Genomic DNA, 20,564 nt, shown 5'->3' with positions numbered 1-20,564 from the left:
AGGGGCCCCTCCTAACCGCAATTAGGAGAGCGATATGCGCAGACGCCTGCGACCCGTCCTCGGTGCGGCCATGGCCGCACTCGCCGTCATCGCCTGCACCACCCCGGCCACCCCCGCCAGCGCCGCCGACGCCCCCTACGACGTGCTGGTCTTCTCCAAGACCGCCGGTTTCCGGCACGACGCGATTCCGGTCGGCATCCAGACCATCCGCGACCTGGGCGCGGCGAACAACTTCACCGTCACCGCGACCGAGGACGCCGCCGCGTTCACCACCAGCAACCTGGCCCAGTACGAGGCCGTCGTCTTCCTCAACACCACCGGCGACGTGCTCAACGCCACCCAGCAGACCGCCTTCGAGTCGTACATCGCCTCGGGACGCGGGTACGTCGGGGTGCACGCTGCGGCCGACACCGAGTACGACTGGCCGTTCTACGGCAACCTGGTGGGCGCGTGGTTCGCCTCGCACCCGGCCATCCAGCAGGCCAACATGAAGGTCGAGGACCGGGGCCACGCGGCGACCGGGCACCTGCCGCAGACCTGGACCCGCACCGACGAGTGGTACAACTACCGGACCAACCCGCGGTCGACCGCCCACGTGCTGGCCACGCTGGACGAGTCGTCGTACTCCGGCGGCGGGATGGGCGCCGACCACCCGCTGAGCTGGTGCAAGAGCTACAACGGTGGCCGGTCCTTCTACACCGGCGCGGGGCACACCCAGGCGTCGTACGCGGAGCCGGCGTTCCGGACCCACCTGCTCGGTGGCATCCGGTACGCCTCCGGTCGCAGCAAGGCCGACTGCCGGCCCGAGACCGGCTACAGCCCGCTGTTCAACGGCTCGACGACCGGCTGGTCGCAGGCCGGCCCGGGGAACTTCACCAACTCCGACGCCACCCTGACCTCGGTCGGCGGCATGGGTCTCTACTGGTACAGCGCCAAGCAGTTCACCAACTACTCGCTCAAGCTGGACTGGAAGCTGGCCGGTGACGACAACTCCGGCATCTTCATCGGGTTCCCGCCATCGAGTGACCCGTGGTCGGCGGTGGACAACGGTTACGAGATCCAGATCGATGCCACCGACGCGGTCGACCGCACCACCGGCGCGGTCTACACGTTCAAGTCCGCCGACATCGCGGCCCGCGACGCGGCGTTGAACGCGCCGGGGGAGTGGAACACGTACGAGCTGCTGGTCGAGGGTGAGCGGCTACAGATCTTCCTCAACGGAGTGAAGATCAACGACTTCACCAACACCAACCCGGTCCGATCGCTGGCCGGCCACATCGGCATCCAGAACCACGGCACCGGTGACGACGCCTTCTTCCGCAACATCCGGATCAAGGAGCTGGGCACCACGCCGCCGACCGGGAACACCACCGTCCAGGCGGAGACGTTCAGCTCGGCCAACGGTGTCTCCGCGTTCACCAAAGCGGGCGCCAACGGCGGGCAGACCATCGGCTACATCGACCCGGGCGACTGGGCCGCGTACAACGGGGTCAACCTGACCGGGGTCACCTCGTTCACCTCCCGGGTGGTCTCCGGCGGCGCGGGTGGCACCATCCAGGTACGCACCGGCTCGGCCGCCGGCCCGGTGCTCGGCTCGGTCGCGGTGCCCAACACCGGCAGCTGGACGACCTTCGCCAACGTCACCACGGCACTGTCCAACGTCCCGTCCGGCACCCAGAACCTCTACCTCACCTTCACCGGTAGCGGCACGGGGCTCTTCGACGTGGACGACTTCACCCTGGTCAAGGGGAGCGGTGGCACGAACGGGGTGGGCCCGATCAAGGGGCTGGCCGGTAAGTGCCTGGACGTGCGCAACGGCGGCACCGCCGACGGCACCCAGATCCAGATCTACACCTGCAACGGCAGCACGGCACAGACCTGGACCGTGACGCCGAACTCGACGATCAAGGCGCTCGGCAAGTGCCTGGACGTCTCCGGCAGCGGCACCGCCGACGGCACCAAGATCCAGCTCTGGACCTGCAACGGCAGTGGCGCGCAGAACTGGGCGGCCCAGTCCGACGGCACCCTGCGCAACCCGTCGTCGGGCAAGTGCCTGGACGTCTCCGGCAACAACTCCGCCGACAGCACCATCGTGCACCTCTGGACCTGCCTCAACGCGGCCAACCAGAAGTGGACGCTGCCCTAACCACCCCCCTGACGCGACGCCCCCCACCCCACCCCGCCCCCGCCCGCCCCCACTCCCGCCCCGTCGATCTTGCATTTTCTGTCGGGACTAATGCCACAAACCCGGCGTTTGGGCGACACAAAGCGCAAGATCGCGGGGATGGGGGGCGGCGGGGCGCGGCTCACAGCGGGCTGCCGTACCTTGACCTGTATGGGGCGGTTCGCGCAATGGCGTGAGATGGTGCTGGCGCGAGGCCATCAGCTGCGCGGTGCGGTGGGCCGGGCCGAGGAGCCCGAGGATCCGTCCGAGCCGACGCCCAGCCTGAACCGTCTCGACGCGCTCGTCGAGGGCTTCGCCGCCGGCCAGCCGGTGCGCTGGAGCATGGCCGGGCAACCCCGGCCGCTGCCCGGCCCGGTCGACGTGGTGGCTTACCGGATCATCGAGGAAGCGCTGGCCAACGCCTGCCGGCACGCCCCGGGCGCTCCGGTCGGGGTCCGGCTGCGCTACGACGCCGCGGGCATCACCATCGAGGTCCGCGACGAGGGCGCCGGTCCCGCGCCGTCGGGCGGCGGCACCCCGGCCACCGGTCGGGGTCTGCTCGGCGTACGCAGGCGTGCCGAACGGCTCGGCGGCACGTTCTCCGCCGGCCCACGCGCCGGTGGCGGCTTCACCGTCCGGGCTGTCCTGCCCGCGCCAGAGGAAATGGTCGGATGATCGGCCGACTGCGGGGCTTCCCCGATGGGGCACCGCGGAAATAGGCTGGGGGCGGCGACCGTGCTGGTGGCCGGTGACCCGGTGGGAGGCGCAACCCGCCGGGCCCAGGTGTGTTCCGCACCCACCGGTGACCGTCCCGGGCGCCGGCACGTCCGGTCACCCTCGCCCCGGTCCGCACATGGAATCCCCATCACATCAGGGGAGAAGGACAATGGCGCGACCCATCACGCTCTTCACCGGCCAGTGGGCCGATCTTCCGTTCGAGGAGGTCTGCCGGCTCGCCTCCGAGTGGGGCTACGACGGTCTGGAGATCGCCTGCTGGGGCGACCACTTCGAGGTCGACAAGGCGCTCGCCGACGACTCGTACGTCGAGCGCAAGCGGGAGACCCTCGCGAAGCACAACCTTGAGGTCTTCACGATCTCCAACCACCTGGTCGGTCAGGCGGTCTGCGACCACCCGATCGATGAGCGGCACCAGGACATCCTTCCCGGCCGCATCTGGGGCGACGGGGAGCCCGAGGGGGTTCGCCAGCGGGCCGCCGAGGAGATCAAGGACACCGCGCGGGCGGCGGCGAAGCTCGGGGTGAAGACGGTCGTCGGCTTCACCGGTTCGTCCATCTGGCACACCCTGGCGATGTTCCCGCCGGTGCCGCCGTCGATGATCGAGCGCGGCTACCAGGACTTCGCCGACCGGTGGAACCCGATCCTCGACGTGTTCGACGAGGTGGGGGTGCGGTTCGCGCACGAGGTGCACCCGAGTGAGATCGCGTACGACTACTGGACGACGAAGCGGACGCTGGAGGCGATCGGCAACCGGCCCGCGTTCGGACTGAACTGGGACCCGTCGCACTTCGTCTGGCAGGAGCTGGACCCGGTGAACTTCATCTTTGACTTCGCCGACCGGATCTACCACGTGGACTGCAAGGACGCGAAGGTGCGTACCGGGGATGGTCGGCGTGGCCGGCTCGCCTCGCACCTGCCCTGGGCCGACCTGCGTCGCGGGTGGGACTTCGTCTCCACCGGTCACGGCGACGTGCCGTGGGAGGACTGCTTCCGCGCGTTGAACGCGATCGGCTACACCGGCCCGATCTCGGTCGAGTGGGAGGACGCCGGGATGGACCGGCTGGTCGGCGCCCCGGAGGCGTTGCAGTTCGTCCGCCGGCTCGCCTTCGACGCGCCGAGCGCCGCCTTCGACGCGGCGTTCAGCAGCAAGGACTGACCGCGTCGCGGACAGACCCCGGGCCGGACTGACCGCATCGCGGACAGACCCCGAGCCGGACCTGACCGCGTCGCGGACAGACCCCGGGCCGGACACTGACCGCATGGCGGACAGACCCGGGCCGGACTGACCGCTTCGCGGACAGACCACGGGCCGGTCGCCCTGCGGCGACCGGCCCGTCAACGTGCGGTGGGTCAGAGCGTGCTGGCGTTCGTGCCCGAGCCGGACGGCTTGGTGCGGGGGTTGGTGGACGACGGCGACCCGGAGGTCGTGCCGACCGTGCTGGTGCCCGCCTTGGCACCCACGGTGGCGGGCGTGCCGGCGAACGCGTCGTCGGCGGCGGTCAACTCCTGCTTGCCGGTGCTGCCGTTGCCGGTGCCCAGCTTCTCGCCCAGTCTGGTCTGGCCGAGCTTGTCCTTGCCCTCGCTGTAGAGCTTGTTGGCCTGGGCCTGCGCGACCCCGGCCGCCTCCTGGACGGTCGGGTGGTCGAGCACCTTGCGGCCCCGGACCACGAGCTCTTCGTACTTTTCCCGGCCGGCACGGGCGCCCAGGACGAATCCCGCAGCCAGCCCGCCAAGAAACATGATCTTTCCGCGCATGGCGGCTCCTTCCGTACCTGACGCGCCGTCACCTCGGCGAGTTGCCCCGTCGGAAGGCGACCTGTTCGCGCCTGCGTCCTCTGTCCGCAGCTAACTACCCATCCTGCTCTCCGCTCAAGCATGCTTGTGCCGGGATGGCGATTTACCCGAATTGTCAATGCGACGGTGGGCGAGGAACCCACTGGACCGCCACCGGGGGATGTCCTGTACTCTTGTCCCGTCGCACGGCGTCGGGGAGATCCGGATGTCGGGCGGTGCACGATCCCCTGTAGCTCAATTGGCAGAGCAGCCGGCTGTTAACCGGCAGGTTATTGGTTCGAGTCCAATCGGGGGAGCTTCTCCACCCACCCACGCCCGTCAGCCCTCCCGGCCGACGGGCGTTTCCGCGTCCCCGGCCCCGCGTCCCCGCCCCCGCCCCCGCGCCCCGCTCCGCCCGCGCCCCTGCCCGCCCCACCCCGCCCGCCCCACCCCACCCCGCCCGCCGATCATGGAGTTGTGGTGCCGGGTTGCGGAGGGCTCGCACCTTTTGTGCACCACCACAACTCCATGATCGACGCCGGTGGGGTGGGGATGCCGGTTTTGGTCCGTTGCGACCTGCTCTCCCGGCAGGATGGTCGATGTCGACCGAGGCTCTGGCTGCGTCGATCGATGCGTCGGTCCTGGGGGTGAGTGCGGATGTCCGGACGAGGCGGCAAGGCCACCCTGATCGCGGTGGCGGTCGTGCTTGCCTGGTTGGTGATCGGCGGCGTGGCCGGCCCGTACGCGGGTCGACTCAGCGAGGTCGCCACCAACGACAACGCGGCCTTCCTGCCCACCGACGCCGAGGCCACCCGTGCCCAGGACCTCGCCGGTGAGTTCGTCGACCGGCAGACCATCCCGGCGCTGGTCGTCTACGAGCGACCCGCCGGGATCACCGACGCGGACCGGCAACGGGTGGCCGCCGACGCCGCCCGTTTCGCCCAGATCCCCGGCGTGGTCACCCCACTGCCGCCGCCCATCCCGAGCGAGGACGGCCAGGCGCTCCAGGTGGTCGTACCGGTGGACGACGCCGAGGGCGAGGAGATCGGCGCGGTCGTCGAGAAACTCCGCGACATCACCGGCGGTGACCGGGACGGCCTCACCGTGGACGTCTCCGGCCCGGCCGGCCTGCTCGCCGACCTGATCGAGGTCTTCGCCGCCATCGACGGACCGCTGCTGCTGGTCACCCTGGTCGTCGTGCTGATCATCCTGCTGATCGTCTACCGCAGCCCGGTCCTCTGGGTCTTTCCGCTGCTCGCCGCCGGGATGTCGTACGCCCTCGCCTCGGTCTTCGTCTACCTGCTCGCCGACGCGGACGTGGTCAAGCTCAACGGGCAGGCCCAGGGCATCCTCACCGTGCTGGTCTTCGGCGCCGGCACCGACTACGCGCTGCTGCTGATCGCCCGCTACCGGGAGGAGCTGCACCGGCACGAGCGCCCCTGGGGCGCCATGAAGACCGCCTGGAAGGGCGCGGCGCCGGCCATCATCGCCTCCGGCGGCACGGTCATCGTCAGCCTGCTCTGCCTGCTGCTGTCCAGCCTCAACTCCAACCGGGCGCTCGGCCCGGTCGCCGCCATCGGCATCGCCGCCACCCTGCTGGTGATGCTCACCTTCCTGCCCGCGCTGCTGGTGCTCGGCGGCCGGTGGGCGTTCTGGCCCCGACGGCCCCGCGCCGACCAGGCCGACCCACGGGCCGAACACGGCATCTGGAGCCGCGTGGCCGGCTTCGTAGCCCGGCACGCCCGCCCGATCTGGCTGAGTACCGCCGTCGTGCTGGCCCTGCTGACGCTCGGTCTCACCCAGCTCGGCGCCACGACCCTCGGCCAGTCCGACCTGTTCACCAAGCGCACCGACTCGGTCGACGGTCAGGAGGTGATCTCCCGGCACTACCCGGCCGGCACCGGCAGCCCGGCCACCATCTTCACCACCGAGCAGACCGCCCGGCAGGTCGCCCAGGTGGCGAAGGACGTGCCCGGCGTCGCCGACGTCCGCCCCCTCACCGCCGGACCGCAGACCGGCCCGCCCGAGGAGAACGCCGCCCCGAAGGTCGTCGACGGCCGGGTGCAGCTGGAGGCCACCCTGGCCGACCCACCCGACAGCGACGGGGCCGAGCGGACCATCCGTGAGCTGCGGGTGGCCGTACACCGGGTGCCCGACGCGGACGCGGTGGTCGGCGGCTTCACCGCGATCAACGTGGACACCTCGGACGCCGCGAAACGCGACCAGAACGTCATCATCCCGGTGGTGCTGCTGGTCATCGCGGTCATCCTGGCCCTGCTGCTGCGCGCGCTGCTCGCCCCGGTGCTGCTGATCGCCACCGTGCTGCTCAGCTTCGCGGCGACCCTCGGCCTCTGCGCGCTGCTGTTCCGGCACGTCTTCGACTTTCCCGGAGTGGACTCGTCGTTCCCGCTGTTCGCGTTCGTCTTCCTGGTCGCGCTGGGCATCGACTACAACATCTTCCTGACCAGCCGGGTCCGCGAGGAGTCGGTCAAGCGCGGCACCCGAGCCGGAGTGCTCGCCGGCCTCGCCGTCACCGGCGGCGTGATCACCTCCGCCGGCATCGTGCTCGCCGCGACCTTCTCCGCGCTCGCCGTGCTGCCGCTTGTGGTGCTCGTCGAGTTGGGCACGGCGGTCGCGATCGGGGTACTGATCGACACCATCATCGTCCGGTCGCTGCTGGTGCCGGCGCTCGCGTACGACATCGGGCCGAAGATCTGGTGGCCGGGCCGGTTGTCCCGGGCGAACGGTGAGCGGGAGGCGCGCGAGCGTGGCTGAGACCGTCCGCGCGCGCCGCGGTCAGTCCGGTACGGCGGCGCGCTGCCGCACCCCCCGCGGAATCCAGGACGGCGCTCCGCCGTCCAGATTGCGCTCCTTCTCGACGAACGCCAGGTTGTGGTAGAAGTGCACGCCCCCGATGTCCGGGTCGGTGAAGGCGGGCGCCCGCCCGATGATCTCCTCGTGGTGCAGGCCGTCGACGAGCGTCTTGAGGAACCCGAGGCTCGTCGCCGGGTCGTCGTAGGTCCCGGCCCGACCGCCGAAGGTCGGCCAGTACGACGTCTGGAGGTCCTCCATGACGTACAGGCCGCCGTCGCGCAGGACGGGGAAGAGGGACGCGAACGAGGCGAGCAGGTGGGCGCTGACGTGGCTGCCGTCGTCGATGACGATGTCCGGCCTGCCCATCACCTCCACGACCCGGGCCAGGTCGACGGGGGACGACTGGTCGCCCTGCAACACGGTGACCCGCTGGCCGGTGAGGTGCGACTTGTCGACGATGTCGAGCCCGTAGACGAGCGCCCGGGGAAAGTAGCGCCGCCACACCTCCAGCGACGCCCCGCCCCGGCGCTGGTCGCCGAACCCGCCCACCCCGATCTCCAGGATGGTCAGTGGCTGGTCGCGCAGCGGGCCGAAGTGCTGCTCGTACCGGCGGGGGTAGGTGTGGTGGCCCCACTTGTCGGAGCCGTAGCGGACGCAGAGCTCGGCCAGACCAACGTCGTACGGCCGGTCCAGCGCGTCCACGAGTCGACGGACCACGTCGTAGGCGGGCAGGGGGCGGTCGAACGCCGAGGGATCCTCCAGGTGCCCCCAGCGGACCACCCGGCTCGCGCTGGACTGCGCACCGCGGGGCCCGAACAGGCTGCGGATCACCTCGGTGAGGTCCTGGGTCAGTGACACGTCGGGCACCCCGACCGGCTCACCCTCCCGGGCGGGGAGGTGCGCCACCCCCGCCGACCCGACCTGGAGCCCGTACCGGATCGTCGCGTCGCCGTGCCGCAGCCCCACCTGGACGGCGACGTCGGGGCCCGCCGGTACGTCCGCCCGGTGCAGCAACTCGCCGACCACCGTGGCGGCGACGGCCTGCGCCCCGAGGTCGTCGATCACTGCCGTGATGCCGTCGGCGGTACCCCCGGCCGCGGAGATGAGTCTGCCGAGTCCCGCACGATCCACAGTCGTCTGCATGCGAAGATCGTAAATGTCTACCGCCCCGCTCCGGGGGTACGTGGGAGACCTCCCGAGATCGGGCCGCCGCTGGCGCCGGGCGGTCGCGCCGACCGGTAGACGCACCCTGACCAGCCATTTTGGCCATCCGGGTAGGCCGGTCCGGCTGCCTCGTCGCTGCGGTGCCGACGGATTGTCCAGTTGCGAAAGTTGGAACCCGGGAACGTCCGGTCCCGAACCCTTGCCGATCCGCTCTGAGCTGGGGTTTCGCCAGCCGACCGTCCGCCCTGGTCGTTGTGGCCAACCGGTACATCGGACAAAATGCCGCGGCCCGTAGAAACGAATTTAATACGGCCGAACATCGATGCCTTGCCGGGTCCTACCCGGTCGTGATTATCTTCAACCACACCGCTCGTCGGTGCGACAGAAAGACAGTCGGAAGGCAGGCGGATGACCGAGTCCGGCGCCTCGCCGGAATATTCAACTGAACGTTGGCTGCGCCTTGGCGTGCCCGTCCGAGAATTGTTGGAGGTGGCGACGGTGGTCACGAAACATGTGATGCCGATCGACTTGGACTCGGTCCCCGAGGTTGACGAAGTGCTGGTGGGCCTGGGTGTCGGCCCCTTCGTGCGGGACACCGTCTCTGCTCCGATCGGCCGTAACGACGCCTGGTCGGGAGTCACCGAAAGCGGTCGGGACGTTTTCGTCAAGCGCCTCACCGGGCAGGTTGAGGACACCAAGAACAGGATGCGCAGGCTGCTCGATTTCGAGGCTTACGCCGCGAAGGCCAATTTCGAGAATGTGCACTGGCCGCAATTTATCGGCAGTCATCCCGACCACCGGATCGTCGTCTTCGAACGGATCAACGACGCGGTGAACGGCGCCGCGCTGATGGTCGACGAGACCTTCAGCCTGGCGCACGCGCGGCAGGTCGGCCGGGCGATCGGCCACCTGCACGCGACCCCGCCACCGGAGGGCCTGGAACTCGACGAGTCACCGCCCGGGTTTCCGCCGGTCTCGTTCCTACAGGGCCTGCCGCTCTCGGTGTTCCTCAAGTCGAGTGCCGGCGAGATCGAGGCCTGGCGGCTGTTGCAGAACGACCCCGAGCTGATCGCCGCGGTGCAGCGCCTGCGCGACGCCGAGCGGGACGCACCCCGCGTTCCCTCGCACTGCGACCTGCGGGTGGATCAGTTCCTGGTCGCCGAGGATGGGTTGTTCCTCACCGACTGGGAGGAGTTCCGGCTGGCCGACCCGGCCCGTGACGTCGGCGCGTTCGCCGGCGAGTGGGTCTACCGGTCGGTGCTCGACCTGGTCACCAACCGGGGCGACGAGGCGTTCGTCGACACCGAGTTCACCCACGAGCTGGTCCTGCAACGTGGTGTCGAAAAGATGCGCCGACTGCTGCCCCTGGTGCACGAGTTCTGGCGGGCGTACACCGACGTCCGGCCGGACATCGACCCGGGCCTGGCGGTCCGCGCGACCGCCTTCGCCGGCTGGCACCTGCTGGACCGGCTGGTCGCCGGCGCCCTGTCCTCGTCGCGGCTGTCCGCCATCCAGCGTGCCGCCGCCGGCGTCGGCCGCGCCGCGCTGGTCAACCCCGAGAAGTTCGCCACCACCCTCGGCTTCGGAGGTGCCCGATGACGTTGCAAGCCCAACCCCTGGCCGGGGAACTGGCCCCCGCGATCCGGGACGCGGTCCGGCAGATCCGCGTCTCTCCGGACCGGACCACGGCCGTGATCGGTGGTCGCGAGGTCGTCGCCGACTACCCCCGCGAGTTGCGCCGGCTGCTCGCCGAATCGATCTACAACGTGCTGCACTCCGGCCAGCCGGACGGCAAGGTGCCGACCCGGCTGCGGGAGGACGCACTCGAGGAACGCTTCACCGCGGCCGTGCCGCACCGGCAGATCCAGGTCGGGGCGGTCGTCCGGTCCACCGTCCAGCGCGACGCCGCCGGACGCGGACGGATCCTCGTCGAACGTGAGGGCCTGCGGATCTGGGCGCCGATCGAAGCCATCACCACGACCGGGTACGCCCCGGGCGAGCCGGTGCGGTTGGCCGTACCGCCGTGGCGGGCCGCGTTGTCACCGGGCTTTTTCCTGGTCGACGGTTCCCGGCAACGGGACACCTCCCGGGGTGTCCTGCGGGTCTACCTCAACGTCCTCGACGTGGATCACGCGGTCGGGGCCTGGCGCGAGGTGCTCACCCTCCTCGAAGAACGCGAGGTGCCGTACCGGGCGAAGGTGCTTTCGGCCCGGGAGCTCTACCCGCGACGCGACGCGATCGTGGTCTACCTGGGCAGCGACTGGAAGCACGTCGCCGGCGACCTGGCCGAGCTGGCTCAGGGCCTGCGCGGCACCGGCCCCGAGACGTCGGTGTTCGTCGAGCGGATCGCCCCCGGCGTCGGCACGGCCTGGGAGCCGGTCGACGGCAAATCCGGCCGGCAGGGGTTGAGCTTCGGCCAGCACCGCGCCACCGTCCTGGCCGCCGCGCTGGTGGAGGCCGCCGACGACCTCCAGCGGGTCGACTCGCTGATCGTCTCGCGCTTCCGGGAGGCCGGCATCGACCCGACCAACCCGGCCCGCAACACCACCGTCTGAAACCGACCGAAAACGCATCGCCAAGACCTGAGCTCGCTTGCTGGGAGGGTCAACAGGGGCGTTCCCAGTTTGGAGCTCAGTGCTTCCCCGAAGGAGAGAGAAGTGAACACGGACATCACCAAGAGCGACAACATCATGGAGCTCGTGTCCAGCTACGAGACCTACCTCGAGGCGGACGACGACCTGGGTGTCTCCGCCGTCGCGGACGCCCCGGCGACCACCTGGTACTGCGCGAGCGCCGCGGTCAGCTTCCTCACCGCCGCCACCTACGAGGCGACCTGCTGACCAGCTCTTCCCCGATCCCGTCCGCGACCCCGCGGACGTCAGGTAACAGCACGCACACAGAGGAGAGGTAAGTGCAGGAGAAGGCGAACAACATCGAGGAGCTGCTGGCGGGCTACGAGACCTACAGCACCGCCGAGGAGATCGACCTCTCGGCTGTCTCGGACGCTCCCGCCACGACCCCCGGCTGCGCCATCGTCAGCGCCGGCGTCAGCTGGATGAGCGGCCAGGTGGTCTCGAAGACCATCGACGACGGCTGCTGAAACGAGTACCAGGTCCGGAGCGGCGGGCCGGAATCCCGCCGGCCCGCCGCTCGGACCTGACCGACCCCTAGCGAGGTGCACCGCGATGACCGAGATCCCGCCCTTCCAGCAACTGTTGACCATGACCGACCTTCTGGTCCCGGCCGCCGTCCGCGCGGCCGCCACGCTCGGCATCGCGGATCACATCGCGGCCGGCGCCACCACCGCTGCCGAGATCGCCCACCGCGCCGGCAGCGCCCCCGACGTGACCGGGACGCTGCTGCGCTACCTGGTCGAAATCAAGATCCTGGAGGGCGGCCCCGACGGGGAGTACGCCCTGACGCCGCTCGGCGACCCGCTGCGCTCCGACCATCCGCAGAGCGTGCGCCAGGTGCTCCGCAACGACGGCATGATCGGCAGCATCACGCTGAGCCTGCTGCGCCTCGACCACACGGTACGCACCGGCCGGCCGGGCTACGCCGCCGAGTTCGGCCGGGACTACTGGGACGCGGTGAACTCCGACCCGGCCTTCGTCGCCGAGTGGCGCGAGCAGGGCGAGGCCGCCGACCAGCTCGACAAGAAGGTGCTCCGCTGGGACGCCGGGAAGATCGTTTCCGAGTACGACTGGAGCGCCGTCGACAACTTCGTCGACGTCGGGGGTCACCTGGGCAGCCTGACCATGGCCCTGGCCCGGGCCCACCCGCACCTGCACGGCACCCTGCTCGACCTGCACAACGTGTCGGCGGAGGCCGGTCGACGCTTCGCGCGCAGCGACGTCGCGGACCGGGTGACGGCGGTGCAGGGCAGCTTCTTCGACCCGCTGCCGCCCGGCAAGGACGTGTACCTGCTCTCCGCGATCCTCGCGGACTGGTCCGACGACGAGGCGGTCCTCATCCTGAAGCGCTGCCGGGAGGCGGCCGGGGACACCGGCAGGGTGCTGGTCGCCGACATCGCCATGCCGGTCTCCGGCCCCGGCTCGGAGCTTCAGCTGCGGTCGATGATGCCGGCGCCGACGCGGACGGCCGAGGCCATCGAGCGGCTCGGCGCCGAGGCGGGCCTGCGGGTCTCCTGGCGCGGCCCCGCGACGGCGGTCCGGACCCTGATCGAGTTCACCGCTCACTAGCACAGCTGCCGAACGGAGAATCCCATGCGACACCATCCGCCGGAGGCGCGGCAACAAGCGGACCGGCCGCTGCGCATCCTGCGCGACCTGGCCACCGGGCACCCGGGCACGATGCTGCTGATCGGCCTGCTCGCCCTGGCGTCCACCGCCGGCACCCTGGCGCTGCCCTGGGCGGTCGGTCGGCTCATCGCCACGCTGGGCGATGGTGCGGTCGACCGCTGGACGGTCTGGCTGGTCGTCTTCGGGCTCGGCGCCGCGTTGGCCAACACGCTGGCCACCTTCCTGCTCTCCCGGCTGGGCCAGCGGATGATCTGCCGGCTGCGGGTTCGCACCATGGGCCACGCGCTGCGCCTGCCGCTCGCCGACGTACGGCGCGAGGGCAGCGGCAACCTGGTCACCCGGATCACCGCGGACACCTCGCGGGTCAAGAAGCTGATCGACGTCGGCCCGATCCAGCTCCCGATCGCCGGGCTCACCGCCATCGGCACGTTGGTGATCATGGGCTTCCTCGACTGGCTTCTGCTGGCCGTGACGGTGGGCGCGTTCGCGGTCGCCGGCGGCCTGATCACCCTGGTGGTGAAGCGGCTGCGGCGGAGTTACGTCGCGGTGCAGGAGTCCACCGGTTTCCTGGCCCAGCGGTTCGTCGCGGCCGTCGATGCGGTCAAGGTGATCAAGGCGTACCGGGCCGAGGAATCGGTGAGCGCGGACCTGGCCACCCACGCCGAGACCGTCGCCCGCCGCGAGATCGACGCCGCCCGGATGGAGGCCCTGATGACCCCGGTGGTCAACCTGGGCCAGCAGATCGCTCTGGTCGCGGTGATCACCGGCGGCGGCGCGCGGTTGGTCGCCGGCAGCCTGTCGCTTGCCGACTTCGTGGCGTTCCTGCTCTACCTGCTCCAGCTCACCGGCCCGTTCATGATGATCGCGGCGGGCGTCACGGCGCTGAAGATGGGCACGGTCGCCCGGGAACGGTTCACCGGCCTCTTCGAGAAGCCCCAGGAGTCGGGCGGCGAGACCGCGCAGCCGGTCACCGCCCCGGTCGGTCCGGTGCCGGCGGTGCAGTTCGACCACGTCGACTTCAGCTACGGCAGCACGCCGGTCCTGCGGGACGTCTCGTTCGAGGTGCCGGCCCGGGGACTGACCGCCATCGTCGGTCTCTCCGGAGCGGGGAAGACCACCGCGGTGGAGCTGATCCAACGCTTCGCCGACGTCACCTCGGGCAGCATCCGGGTGCAGGGCCGGGACACCCGGGACTGGCCGCTCGCCGACCTGCGCGGCCAGGTGGCCTACGTGGACCAGGCGGCGAGCACGGTGCAGGACACCGTGCGCCGCAACCTCACCCTGGGTCGTGGCGACGCGGCGTTCTCCGACGGGGAGCTGTTCGCGGTGCTGCACCGGGTCGGCCTGGCCGACGAGATCCGCCGCAAGCCGCAGGGCCTGGACACCGTCCTGGCCGGCGACGTGGATCTCTCCGGCGGTCAGCGCCAGCGGCTCGCCATCGCCCGGGCCATGCTGACCGACGCCCCACTGGTGCTCCTCGACGAACCGTCGTCGCACCTGGACAGCATCAACGAGCAGAAGCTCCGCGACCTGGTCGACGACCTGGCCGCCACCCGGGCCGTGCTGGTGGTGGCGCACCGGATCTCCACGATCCAGCACGCCGACCACGTGGTCATCCTCCAGGCCGGCGAGGTCGTCGGTCAGGGACCGCACGACGAGCTTCTGCGCAACTGCTCGAACTACACCGATCTGGTCCGTGGCCAGATGCTGGTCGGAACAGGAGCCCTGGCATGACGCACTACTCGATCATGATGCCGTTCGCGCCGCGCCGCCCCGAGCAACTGCTGCCGTTCGCCGCGCTCACCCAGTGGAGCGAGGCATCCTGCCTCTGGCAGGGGCAGGGCAACGTCGGCGACACCCACGTCAGCTTCTCGTACGCCGCGGCCAGCGGTTTCCGGGTCCCGATGGGCACCTCGGTCAACCTCATGCCGTTCCTGCACCCGTACGACGCCGCGCTGCGCGCCCAGACGCTGGCCGTGGCCACCGGGCACCGCGTGGTGGCCGGCTTCGGCCCCGGTGGCGCGTCGTTGCAGCGCGGCACGCTCGGTGCCCCGTACCGCAGCCAGCTCGGCGCGGTCCGCGAGTACGCGACGATCGTCCGGTCTCTGCTGGAGACCGGCAAGGTCAACCACAGGGGCGAGTTCTTCTCCTGCGGCATGGAGCTGGGCAGTTTCCCCCGCCCGCCCATCGAGATCGGGTTGGGCGTGCTGCGGCCCCGGATGGCGGAGCTGGCGGGTGAGGTCGCGGACGTGGCGATCACCTGGTTGACGCCGGCCTCGTACCTGCGGGACACGGTGGTTCCGGCGCTGCGCCGGGGTGCGGAGCGGGCCGGGCGGCCGATGCCGCGCCTGGTCGCGATCGTGCCGATGGCGTTGCGTGAGTCCGGCCGCGACCCGGTCGACCTCGCCCTGAACAGCAACTCCGGGCACATGCGGCTGCCGCACTACATCGACATGTTGAGCCGTTCGGGCATCGACGTGGACATGGCCGACGACCCGCGGGCCAGCGGCAAGGCCCTCGTCGAAGGTGGCGCCTTCCTCTACGGCGACCAGGAGGAGCTGACGCAGGGCATCAAGGAGTTCAGTGCCGCCGGCGCCGACGAGGTGGCGTTCAACCTGGCCGGGGTCTGCGTGACGTACGGGGCCAAGACCACCCTGCGGGAGTTGGAGACCATCCTCGGGAACGTGGCGCGATGAGCGCCGGGCCACCGCTGGAGTTCCTGGAGACGCCGGAGCTGGAGCTGAGGCGGCTGCTGCTGGTGGTCACCGGCTCGGCCGCGGCCAGCAACGTGCCGACCTGGCTGAACTGGCTCCGGGAGACCTACCCGCGGCTGGACGTGGCCGTGGTCGCCACTCCCAGCGCCCTGCGTTTCGTGACCCGGCAGGCGTTGAGCCTGCGGATCGACCACGAGGTGCTCGTCGACACCTGGGAGGACTGCGAGCGGGCCCGGCACGTCGAGCACGTCGAGTGGGCGGACGCCATGTTGGTCTACCCGGCGACGTTCCACTTCGTCGCCCGGCTCGCCCTCGGGCTCGCCGACAGCCCCGCGCTGCTGGCGATGCAGTGCACCTCCGCGCCGGTCGGCCTGTCGCCCGCGCTGCCACCGGGTGGCCTGGACAGCCCGGCGTTCCAGCGGCACTGGGCGACCCTGGCCGAGCGGCGCAACCTCGCCCTGATCCCTCCGCTGCCCGCGCGCAGCCTCACCACCGGCCGCGACGACGGCTGGGTGAGTCCGCCTCTGCCGGAGGCGTTGCGCAGGCTGGAGGCCCGCCGCCGCGAGCTGGCCGAGGTGGACGTGCCGGTCCTGACCGGGGGAGCGCCCGGATGACCGCGGCCACCCTGACCGCGCCGACCGGCCGGGACTTCGGCACCGGCCTGCTGGTCACCGCGGTACGCCCCGAGCCCGGTGGCGGGTACCGGTGGCGGCGCGCCCCCGGGCCGCTGGCGCCCGCGCCGTTCGCGCCGGCCGGCACCGGACCGCGTCGGCTCGGCGCCGCACGACCGGCCGCGACGGCGGTGCGCTGGGTCGTGGGCGAGCCGGACGACGACGGTCGGACCTATCACGTCCGGGGCGCGACCTCGGTGGCCGCCGCGCTGTTGGGCAACGGTCCCGAGCCGACGCTGGCGCCCCTGTTGCACGGGCTCGGCCAGGCGCTGCGCGAGCTGCACGAGCAACCGTTGCCGCCGGACGTCGCGGCGGGGGGAGCGCCGCGCGGGCTGGTCCGCTTCACCCGCTGGCTCGACGGGCGCTCACCGCACCCGCGCAGCGCGTACGCCGAATCCCTGCTGCGCTCCCGGCTCGGTGCCGCGGCCCTGGCCCGGGTGCGGGAGCACACCGCCCGGATCGCCGCCGCCGACGAGCGCGTCCTGTGCCACGGAGCACCCGGTCTGGGCTCGCTCATCCCGGCGGAGGGGGAGCAGGCGTGCGCCGACGCGCTCATCGGCGAGGACGTGTGCGGCGCCCCCTGGTTCTACGACCTCGGCTGGGTCCTCGGCGAGCTGGTCGAGTTGCAGTGGTACCTCGGCGGCGACCGGCCGGCGTGGCAACGGCTGACCAACGCGTTGCTCGACGGTTACGGCCGCGAACTCGACGACCGGTGGCGCGAGACGGTCGCGTTCCGGGTGCTGCTGCACGTGCACGACTACACCAGCTATGTCGGCTGGGAGCCGAAGGTCTTCGACAAATACACCGGATTCGCCCGGCACCTGCTGTCCCCCTGAGGAAAACCCATGACTGTCCCGGCTGGGCCACGACCCGCTCATCCGTTGCACCGGCGCACGCTGCCGAACGGCCTGCGCGTGGTGCTCCTGCCCGGCTGGCCGACTCCCCGCTCGGCGGTGAGCGTCCACTACGGCACCGGCTTCCGGGCCGAGTCGCCCGGTAGCGAGGGGATCGCCCACCTCGTCGAGCACCTGTTGTTCCGGGGCAGCGAGAGCCTGCCGGGCGGGCGGTTCTACGACGACCTGCATCCGCTCGGCGGCACGGCCAACGGCACCACGCACGCCGACTACACCGACTACTTCCAGGTGGTGCCGGCCGCGGCGCTGGAACAGGCGCTTTTCCGGGAGGCGGACCGGATGCGCGCGCCGCAGTTCACCGACGCCGAGTTGGCGAGCCAGCTCGTCGAGGTGGGCCGCGAGATCGAGAGCATGCGGGACAGCCGGCTGTACGGAAAACTGCCGTGGCCGGGCCTGCCCGAGGTGATGTTCCGGTCGTTCGCCAACGCCCACGACGGGTACGGCGACATCGGCAGGCTGCGGACGTTGACCGTGGACGACTGCGCCGCCTTCTTCGACGCGCACTACGTACCGGCGAACGCGGTTCTCACGATCGTGACCCCGCACCAACCGGCGGCGGTCTGGCCGCTGGTGGAGCGGCACTTCGCGAGCGTGCCCGCCCGGCCGGCGGACCCGCCGCCGTGGATCGCCGAGCCGGCGCCGCACCACGACCGTGAGGTCCGTCAGCGGGTCGCCGACGCGGAGCGGACCGCCCTGGCACTCGGCTACCGACTGCCCGACCCGCTGCGGGAGCTGCCGGACTACGTGGCGTGCATGGTGCTGGGGTGGATGACCAACCGGTGGCGGCATCCGCGTTCCGGCGTACGGGCCAGCGCCGGCTGCGGTTTCTTCGGGCCGCTGGACGCGCTGGCACCGGACGTGTTCGTGGTGACCGCCGTGCTGCCGGACGACGTGACCCCGGACGGCTTCGTCGGCGATCTGGCGGCCGAGTGGGCCCGCCTCGGCGATCCGGCGCGGGCCCGCCCCGGAGTTCGACGGGCGGTCGCCGAGCTGGCCGGGCAGCACCGCCGGCGGCATGCCCGGCTGGAGGAGCGCTGCCGGACCCTGGGCCGCTTCGAGTTGCTGTTCGGCCGGGCGGAGCTGGTCGACGACCTGCCCGGCCTGATCACGGACACTCCGGCCGAGCGGGTGTCCAGGGCCGCCGCGGCGCTGGCCGCCGCGCCGAGCGCGGTGCTCGTCGCCGGCCCGCACGGGGAGGACCACACCACCCGGAGGCCGGACCCCGCCGCGGACGGGACTTCCGACCGGCGTCCGGGCCGAGCCCGGCGCACCGCCGCGGAGCTGGGCTCCAGTGCGGTCGGACCACGGCCGATGCCCGCGCTGGGCGAGCCCGTCGCACCGGCGCTGACCGGGGCGCGGGAGATCAACCTCGCCAACGGCCTGCGGGTCGTCGCGGTTCCCGATCGCCGGGCCGAGCTGGTGGAGCTGCGGCTGCGGCTGCCGCTCGGTCCGGACGGCTGGCGTGATCCGTCGCGGGTCGCCGAGCTGCTGCGGGTTCTCGGCGCGCACACCGACGCGGCCCGGCGTGTCGCCGGCATCGGCGGTGAGTTGCAGCTGGCGCAGGACGGCCAGTGGGCGGACCTGAGCGCCTGGGCGCCGGTCGCGGTGTTGCCGGCGCTGCTCGGCGTGGTGGCCGACGTGCTGGCCCCCGGTCCGCTGCCCGAGTGGCGACCCCTGCCGCCGGCCCGGCCGACGCCGATCGCGCCCCAGCAGCGGATGGACGAGGCGCTGCGCCGACACTGGGCCGGTCGGACCGGGCGCCCACCGGCCGATCCGACCGAGCTGCGTCTGCGGGTGCTCCGTCCGCAGCACGCCACGCTGGTCCTGGTCGGCGCCGCCGACGCCGAGGTGCTTCTCGCCACGGCCGCTGACGCGCTGACCGGCTGGTCTGCCGGGCCCGGTGCCCAGCCGGTCACCTCGGACGATCCGGGGCCGCAGGTGCTGCTCCTGCGGGAGGCGGCCGGTGACACCGTCCATCTCACGCTCTCCGGCCGTGAGCCCGAGGTCGGGTCGACCGAGCCCGCCCGGTATCTGACCACCGCGCTGCTGGGCGGGCACACCACCGCCAGGCTGGCCGAGCGGTGTCGTCGCCTGGGCCACGCCGATGTCATGCTGGCGCGCCGCGACGTGCTGGCCGGGTACCGGCGGGCATCGGTACGACTGGCCGTGCCCCGGGACCGGATCGGCGAGGCGGTGGCGGGGGTCCGTGCGGAGATCGCCGCGCTGATCGCCGAGCCGCCGTCCGAGGACGAACTGGCGGTCGTGCGCCGGTACTGCTCGGCGCAGTTGCTGTCGGCCTTCGACTCGCCGGCGGGGTTGGCGGACGCGCTGCGGCACACCACGGCGGCGGGGCGCGGACTGGACTGGGTGGTGCGACGGCCGGAGCTGCTGCGTACGCCTCGACCGACGGACCTGTCCGCCGCCGCGCACGACCTCTTCGGCGCGCTGAGCCACACCGTCGTGCTGGGCGATCCGCCCGCCGACTTCTCGACGGATCGACTTGCCGTGATGGAAAGTCGAGCCTAGACTTTCCATCATGGAAACTGGAGGAACCATGAACCGGATAGGCCCGCAGGAAGCCCGCCAGGCACTGGCCCAGGTCGCCGGTGGCCGCGAGATCGTCGCCGGTCGGGCCGTCGCCCCGTGGTGGTACCACCTGGGTATCGGCCTGTCACTGCTGTGGGCGTTCGCGGCGGTCTCCATCGGCTGGGCGTGGATCCCGTACGGCGTGATCATCGGTCTGCTGGTCGGGCCGCTGCTGTTCAACCTCGCGGCCAACCACGTCACCGGCATCTCGCTGGACCGCTACCACGCGACCCCCGGCGCCCGCCGGATCAGCGTCCGTGCCGGCGCCGCGCTGCCCGTGCTGATCGTGCTCGGTCTCGCCCTCGAATGGGGCGCCGACCTGCGCGGCAGCATGGCGGTGTGCGGCGTCGTCATGCTCGTCATCACGATCGTCGCCGGCCGTCGCATCGACGCGGCGCTCGTGCGTGATCTGGGCCGGCGGGCATGAGGTCCGGCTTCGACGAGGTGATCCACCCGCTCAACCGACTACAGATCTGCGCCATGCTCAGCCGCGTCGAGTCGCTGTCGTTCGCGACCATCCGCGACGCCCTCGCGGTGAGCGACTCGGTGCTCAGCAAGCAGCTCAAAGTGTTGCAGGAAGCCGGTTACGTGACCCTGCGCAAGGAGTCATTCAATTCTCGAATCCACGCTTGGGTCGCGCTCACCCCGCTCGGTAGAACTGTCTTCACCGCGCACATGGCCGAGCTTCGCCGAGTCGCCGACAGCGTGGTGACCGACGACCGCCCCCGTCCGTAGCGACCTGATCGCGCGGCACCGGCGGCGGC

The 20,564-nt window shown here is 71.4% G+C and carries 18 protein-coding genes and 1 tRNA gene; 17 read left to right on the top strand and 2 right to left on the bottom strand.

The annotated features are described in order from the left end of the window. Positions 1–34 precede the first annotated feature (34 nt). The 3 genes from AB0J33_RS23730 (at position 35) to AB0J33_RS23720 (ending at position 4,058) form a co-directional block, all read left to right on the top strand. Positions 35–2,146 (top strand): ThuA domain-containing protein, encoded by a 2,112-nt coding sequence (locus AB0J33_RS23730; protein ID WP_363616204.1) that lies wholly within the window; start codon positions 35–37, stop codon positions 2,144–2,146. Between the two features lie 189 nt (positions 2,147–2,335). Then, entirely contained in the window at positions 2,336–2,839 is a 504-nt protein-coding gene (locus tag AB0J33_RS23725; RefSeq protein WP_363616203.1) for an ATP-binding protein, read from the top strand. 211 nt (positions 2,840–3,050) lie between these two features. Beyond that, a complete protein-coding gene (locus AB0J33_RS23720; RefSeq protein ID WP_030488695.1) occupies positions 3,051–4,058 on the top strand; it encodes a sugar phosphate isomerase/epimerase family protein in 1,008 nt (335 codons plus the stop codon). A gap of 194 nt (positions 4,059–4,252) precedes the next feature. Here the strand turns inward: AB0J33_RS23720 and AB0J33_RS23715 are convergent, their stop codons facing one another. Continuing rightward, positions 4,253–4,657, bottom strand: a complete 405-nt coding sequence (locus AB0J33_RS23715; protein WP_363616202.1) for a hypothetical protein — start codon at positions 4,655–4,657, stop codon at positions 4,253–4,255. A gap of 262 nt (positions 4,658–4,919) precedes the next feature. Between AB0J33_RS23715 and AB0J33_RS23710 the strand changes: the two genes are divergently transcribed. Further along, positions 4,920–4,992 (top strand) — tRNA-Asn (locus AB0J33_RS23710). Between the two features lie 340 nt (positions 4,993–5,332). Next, entirely contained in the window at positions 5,333–7,450 is a 2,118-nt protein-coding gene (locus tag AB0J33_RS23705) for an MMPL family transporter (protein ID WP_363616201.1), read from the top strand. Positions 7,451–7,471: 21 nt separating this feature from the next. Here the strand turns inward: AB0J33_RS23705 and AB0J33_RS23700 are convergent, their stop codons facing one another. After that, positions 7,472–8,632: a class I SAM-dependent methyltransferase gene (locus tag AB0J33_RS23700; protein WP_363616200.1), complete on the bottom strand. Its 1,161-nt coding sequence runs from the start codon at positions 8,630–8,632 to the stop codon at positions 7,472–7,474. 537 nt (positions 8,633–9,169) lie between these two features. On the opposite strand from AB0J33_RS23700, the gene lxmK reads away from it, so the two are divergent. The 12 genes from lxmK (at position 9,170) to AB0J33_RS23640 (ending at position 20,535) form a co-directional block, all read left to right on the top strand. Then, positions 9,170–10,252, top strand: coding sequence for a class V lanthionine synthetase subunit LxmK (gene lxmK / locus AB0J33_RS23695; protein WP_363616199.1), 1,083 nt, complete (start codon positions 9,170–9,172; stop codon positions 10,250–10,252). Then, the gene (locus AB0J33_RS23690) at positions 10,249–11,208 is read left to right on the top strand and encodes a T3SS effector HopA1 family protein (protein ID WP_363616198.1); all 960 of its coding nucleotides are present in this window, start codon (positions 10,249–10,251) and stop codon (positions 11,206–11,208) included. The genes lxmK and AB0J33_RS23690 overlap by 4 nt, the downstream gene beginning before the upstream one ends. 102 nt (positions 11,209–11,310) lie before the next feature. Further along, positions 11,311–11,493 (top strand): hypothetical protein, encoded by a 183-nt coding sequence (locus AB0J33_RS23685; protein WP_030330389.1) that lies wholly within the window; start codon positions 11,311–11,313, stop codon positions 11,491–11,493. 71 nt (positions 11,494–11,564) lie between these two features. Next, positions 11,565–11,753, top strand: a complete 189-nt coding sequence (locus AB0J33_RS23680; RefSeq protein ID WP_363616197.1) for an LxmA leader domain family RiPP — start codon at positions 11,565–11,567, stop codon at positions 11,751–11,753. 85 nt (positions 11,754–11,838) lie between these two features. Next, entirely contained in the window at positions 11,839–12,855 is a 1,017-nt protein-coding gene (locus AB0J33_RS23675; protein WP_363616196.1) for a methyltransferase, read from the top strand. 24 nt (positions 12,856–12,879) lie between these two features. Then, positions 12,880–14,649: an ABC transporter ATP-binding protein gene (locus AB0J33_RS23670; protein WP_363616195.1), complete on the top strand. Its 1,770-nt coding sequence runs from the start codon at positions 12,880–12,882 to the stop codon at positions 14,647–14,649. Further along, positions 14,646–15,611 carry an LLM class flavin-dependent oxidoreductase gene (locus AB0J33_RS23665; RefSeq protein WP_363616194.1) on the top strand — a complete coding sequence of 322 codons (966 nt, stop codon included), beginning with the start codon at positions 14,646–14,648 and terminating at the stop codon, positions 15,609–15,611. The genes AB0J33_RS23670 and AB0J33_RS23665 overlap by 4 nt, the downstream gene beginning before the upstream one ends. Further along, positions 15,608–16,243, top strand: coding sequence for a flavoprotein (locus AB0J33_RS23660; RefSeq protein WP_363616193.1), 636 nt, complete (start codon positions 15,608–15,610; stop codon positions 16,241–16,243). The genes AB0J33_RS23665 and AB0J33_RS23660 overlap by 4 nt, the downstream gene beginning before the upstream one ends. Then, positions 16,240–17,136 (top strand): hypothetical protein, encoded by an 897-nt coding sequence (locus AB0J33_RS23655; protein ID WP_363616192.1) that lies wholly within the window; start codon positions 16,240–16,242, stop codon positions 17,134–17,136. Before AB0J33_RS23660 ends, AB0J33_RS23655 begins: the two co-directional genes overlap by 4 nt. Positions 17,137–17,145: 9 nt before the next feature. Beyond that, on the top strand, positions 17,146–19,740 hold the full coding sequence (locus AB0J33_RS23650; RefSeq protein WP_363616191.1) for an insulinase family protein: 2,595 nt from the start codon (positions 17,146–17,148) through the stop codon (positions 19,738–19,740). Between the two features lie 10 nt (positions 19,741–19,750). Then, on the top strand, positions 19,751–20,227 hold the full coding sequence (locus tag AB0J33_RS23645) for a hypothetical protein (protein ID WP_363616190.1): 477 nt from the start codon (positions 19,751–19,753) through the stop codon (positions 20,225–20,227). Continuing rightward, on the top strand, positions 20,224–20,535 hold the full coding sequence (locus tag AB0J33_RS23640; protein WP_363616189.1) for a transcriptional regulator: 312 nt from the start codon (positions 20,224–20,226) through the stop codon (positions 20,533–20,535). Before AB0J33_RS23645 ends, AB0J33_RS23640 begins: the two co-directional genes overlap by 4 nt. Positions 20,536–20,564 lie beyond the last annotated feature (29 nt).

The organism is Micromonospora sp. NPDC049645, from assembly GCF_040675155.1.
In the GTDB taxonomy this organism is placed as follows: Bacteria; Actinomycetota; Actinomycetes; order Mycobacteriales; family Micromonosporaceae; genus Micromonospora.
The sequence above is the reverse complement of the archived record's forward strand: the minus strand, read 5'-3'. Positions and strand labels throughout refer to the sequence as shown.

What these genes read in the sequence shown, in the direction of transcription:
- AB0J33_RS23730 (WP_363616204.1), top strand. Translation starts at nt 35, where the DNA reads ATGCGCAGACGCCTGCGACCCGTCCTCGGTGCGGCCATGGCCGCACTC.
- AB0J33_RS23725 (WP_363616203.1), top strand. Translation starts at nt 2,336, where the DNA reads ATGGGGCGGTTCGCGCAATGGCGTGAGATGGTGCTGGCGCGAGGCCAT.
- AB0J33_RS23720 (WP_030488695.1), top strand. Translation starts at nt 3,051, where the DNA reads ATGGCGCGACCCATCACGCTCTTCACCGGCCAGTGGGCCGATCTTCCG.
- AB0J33_RS23715 (WP_363616202.1), bottom strand. Translation starts at nt 4,657, where the DNA reads ATGCGCGGAAAGATCATGTTTCTTGGCGGGCTGGCTGCGGGATTCGTC.
- AB0J33_RS23705 (WP_363616201.1), top strand. Translation starts at nt 5,333, where the DNA reads ATGTCCGGACGAGGCGGCAAGGCCACCCTGATCGCGGTGGCGGTCGTG.
- AB0J33_RS23700 (WP_363616200.1), bottom strand. Translation starts at nt 8,632, where the DNA reads ATGCAGACGACTGTGGATCGTGCGGGACTCGGCAGACTCATCTCCGCG.
- lxmK (WP_363616199.1), top strand. Translation starts at nt 9,170, where the DNA reads ATGCCGATCGACTTGGACTCGGTCCCCGAGGTTGACGAAGTGCTGGTG.
- AB0J33_RS23690 (WP_363616198.1), top strand. Translation starts at nt 10,249, where the DNA reads ATGACGTTGCAAGCCCAACCCCTGGCCGGGGAACTGGCCCCCGCGATC.
- AB0J33_RS23675 (WP_363616196.1), top strand. Translation starts at nt 11,839, where the DNA reads ATGACCGAGATCCCGCCCTTCCAGCAACTGTTGACCATGACCGACCTT.
- AB0J33_RS23670 (WP_363616195.1), top strand. Translation starts at nt 12,880, where the DNA reads ATGCGACACCATCCGCCGGAGGCGCGGCAACAAGCGGACCGGCCGCTG.
- AB0J33_RS23665 (WP_363616194.1), top strand. Translation starts at nt 14,646, where the DNA reads ATGACGCACTACTCGATCATGATGCCGTTCGCGCCGCGCCGCCCCGAG.
- AB0J33_RS23660 (WP_363616193.1), top strand. Translation starts at nt 15,608, where the DNA reads ATGAGCGCCGGGCCACCGCTGGAGTTCCTGGAGACGCCGGAGCTGGAG.
- AB0J33_RS23655 (WP_363616192.1), top strand. Translation starts at nt 16,240, where the DNA reads ATGACCGCGGCCACCCTGACCGCGCCGACCGGCCGGGACTTCGGCACC.
- AB0J33_RS23650 (WP_363616191.1), top strand. Translation starts at nt 17,146, where the DNA reads ATGACTGTCCCGGCTGGGCCACGACCCGCTCATCCGTTGCACCGGCGC.
- AB0J33_RS23645 (WP_363616190.1), top strand. Translation starts at nt 19,751, where the DNA reads ATGGAAACTGGAGGAACCATGAACCGGATAGGCCCGCAGGAAGCCCGC.
- AB0J33_RS23640 (WP_363616189.1), top strand. Translation starts at nt 20,224, where the DNA reads ATGAGGTCCGGCTTCGACGAGGTGATCCACCCGCTCAACCGACTACAG.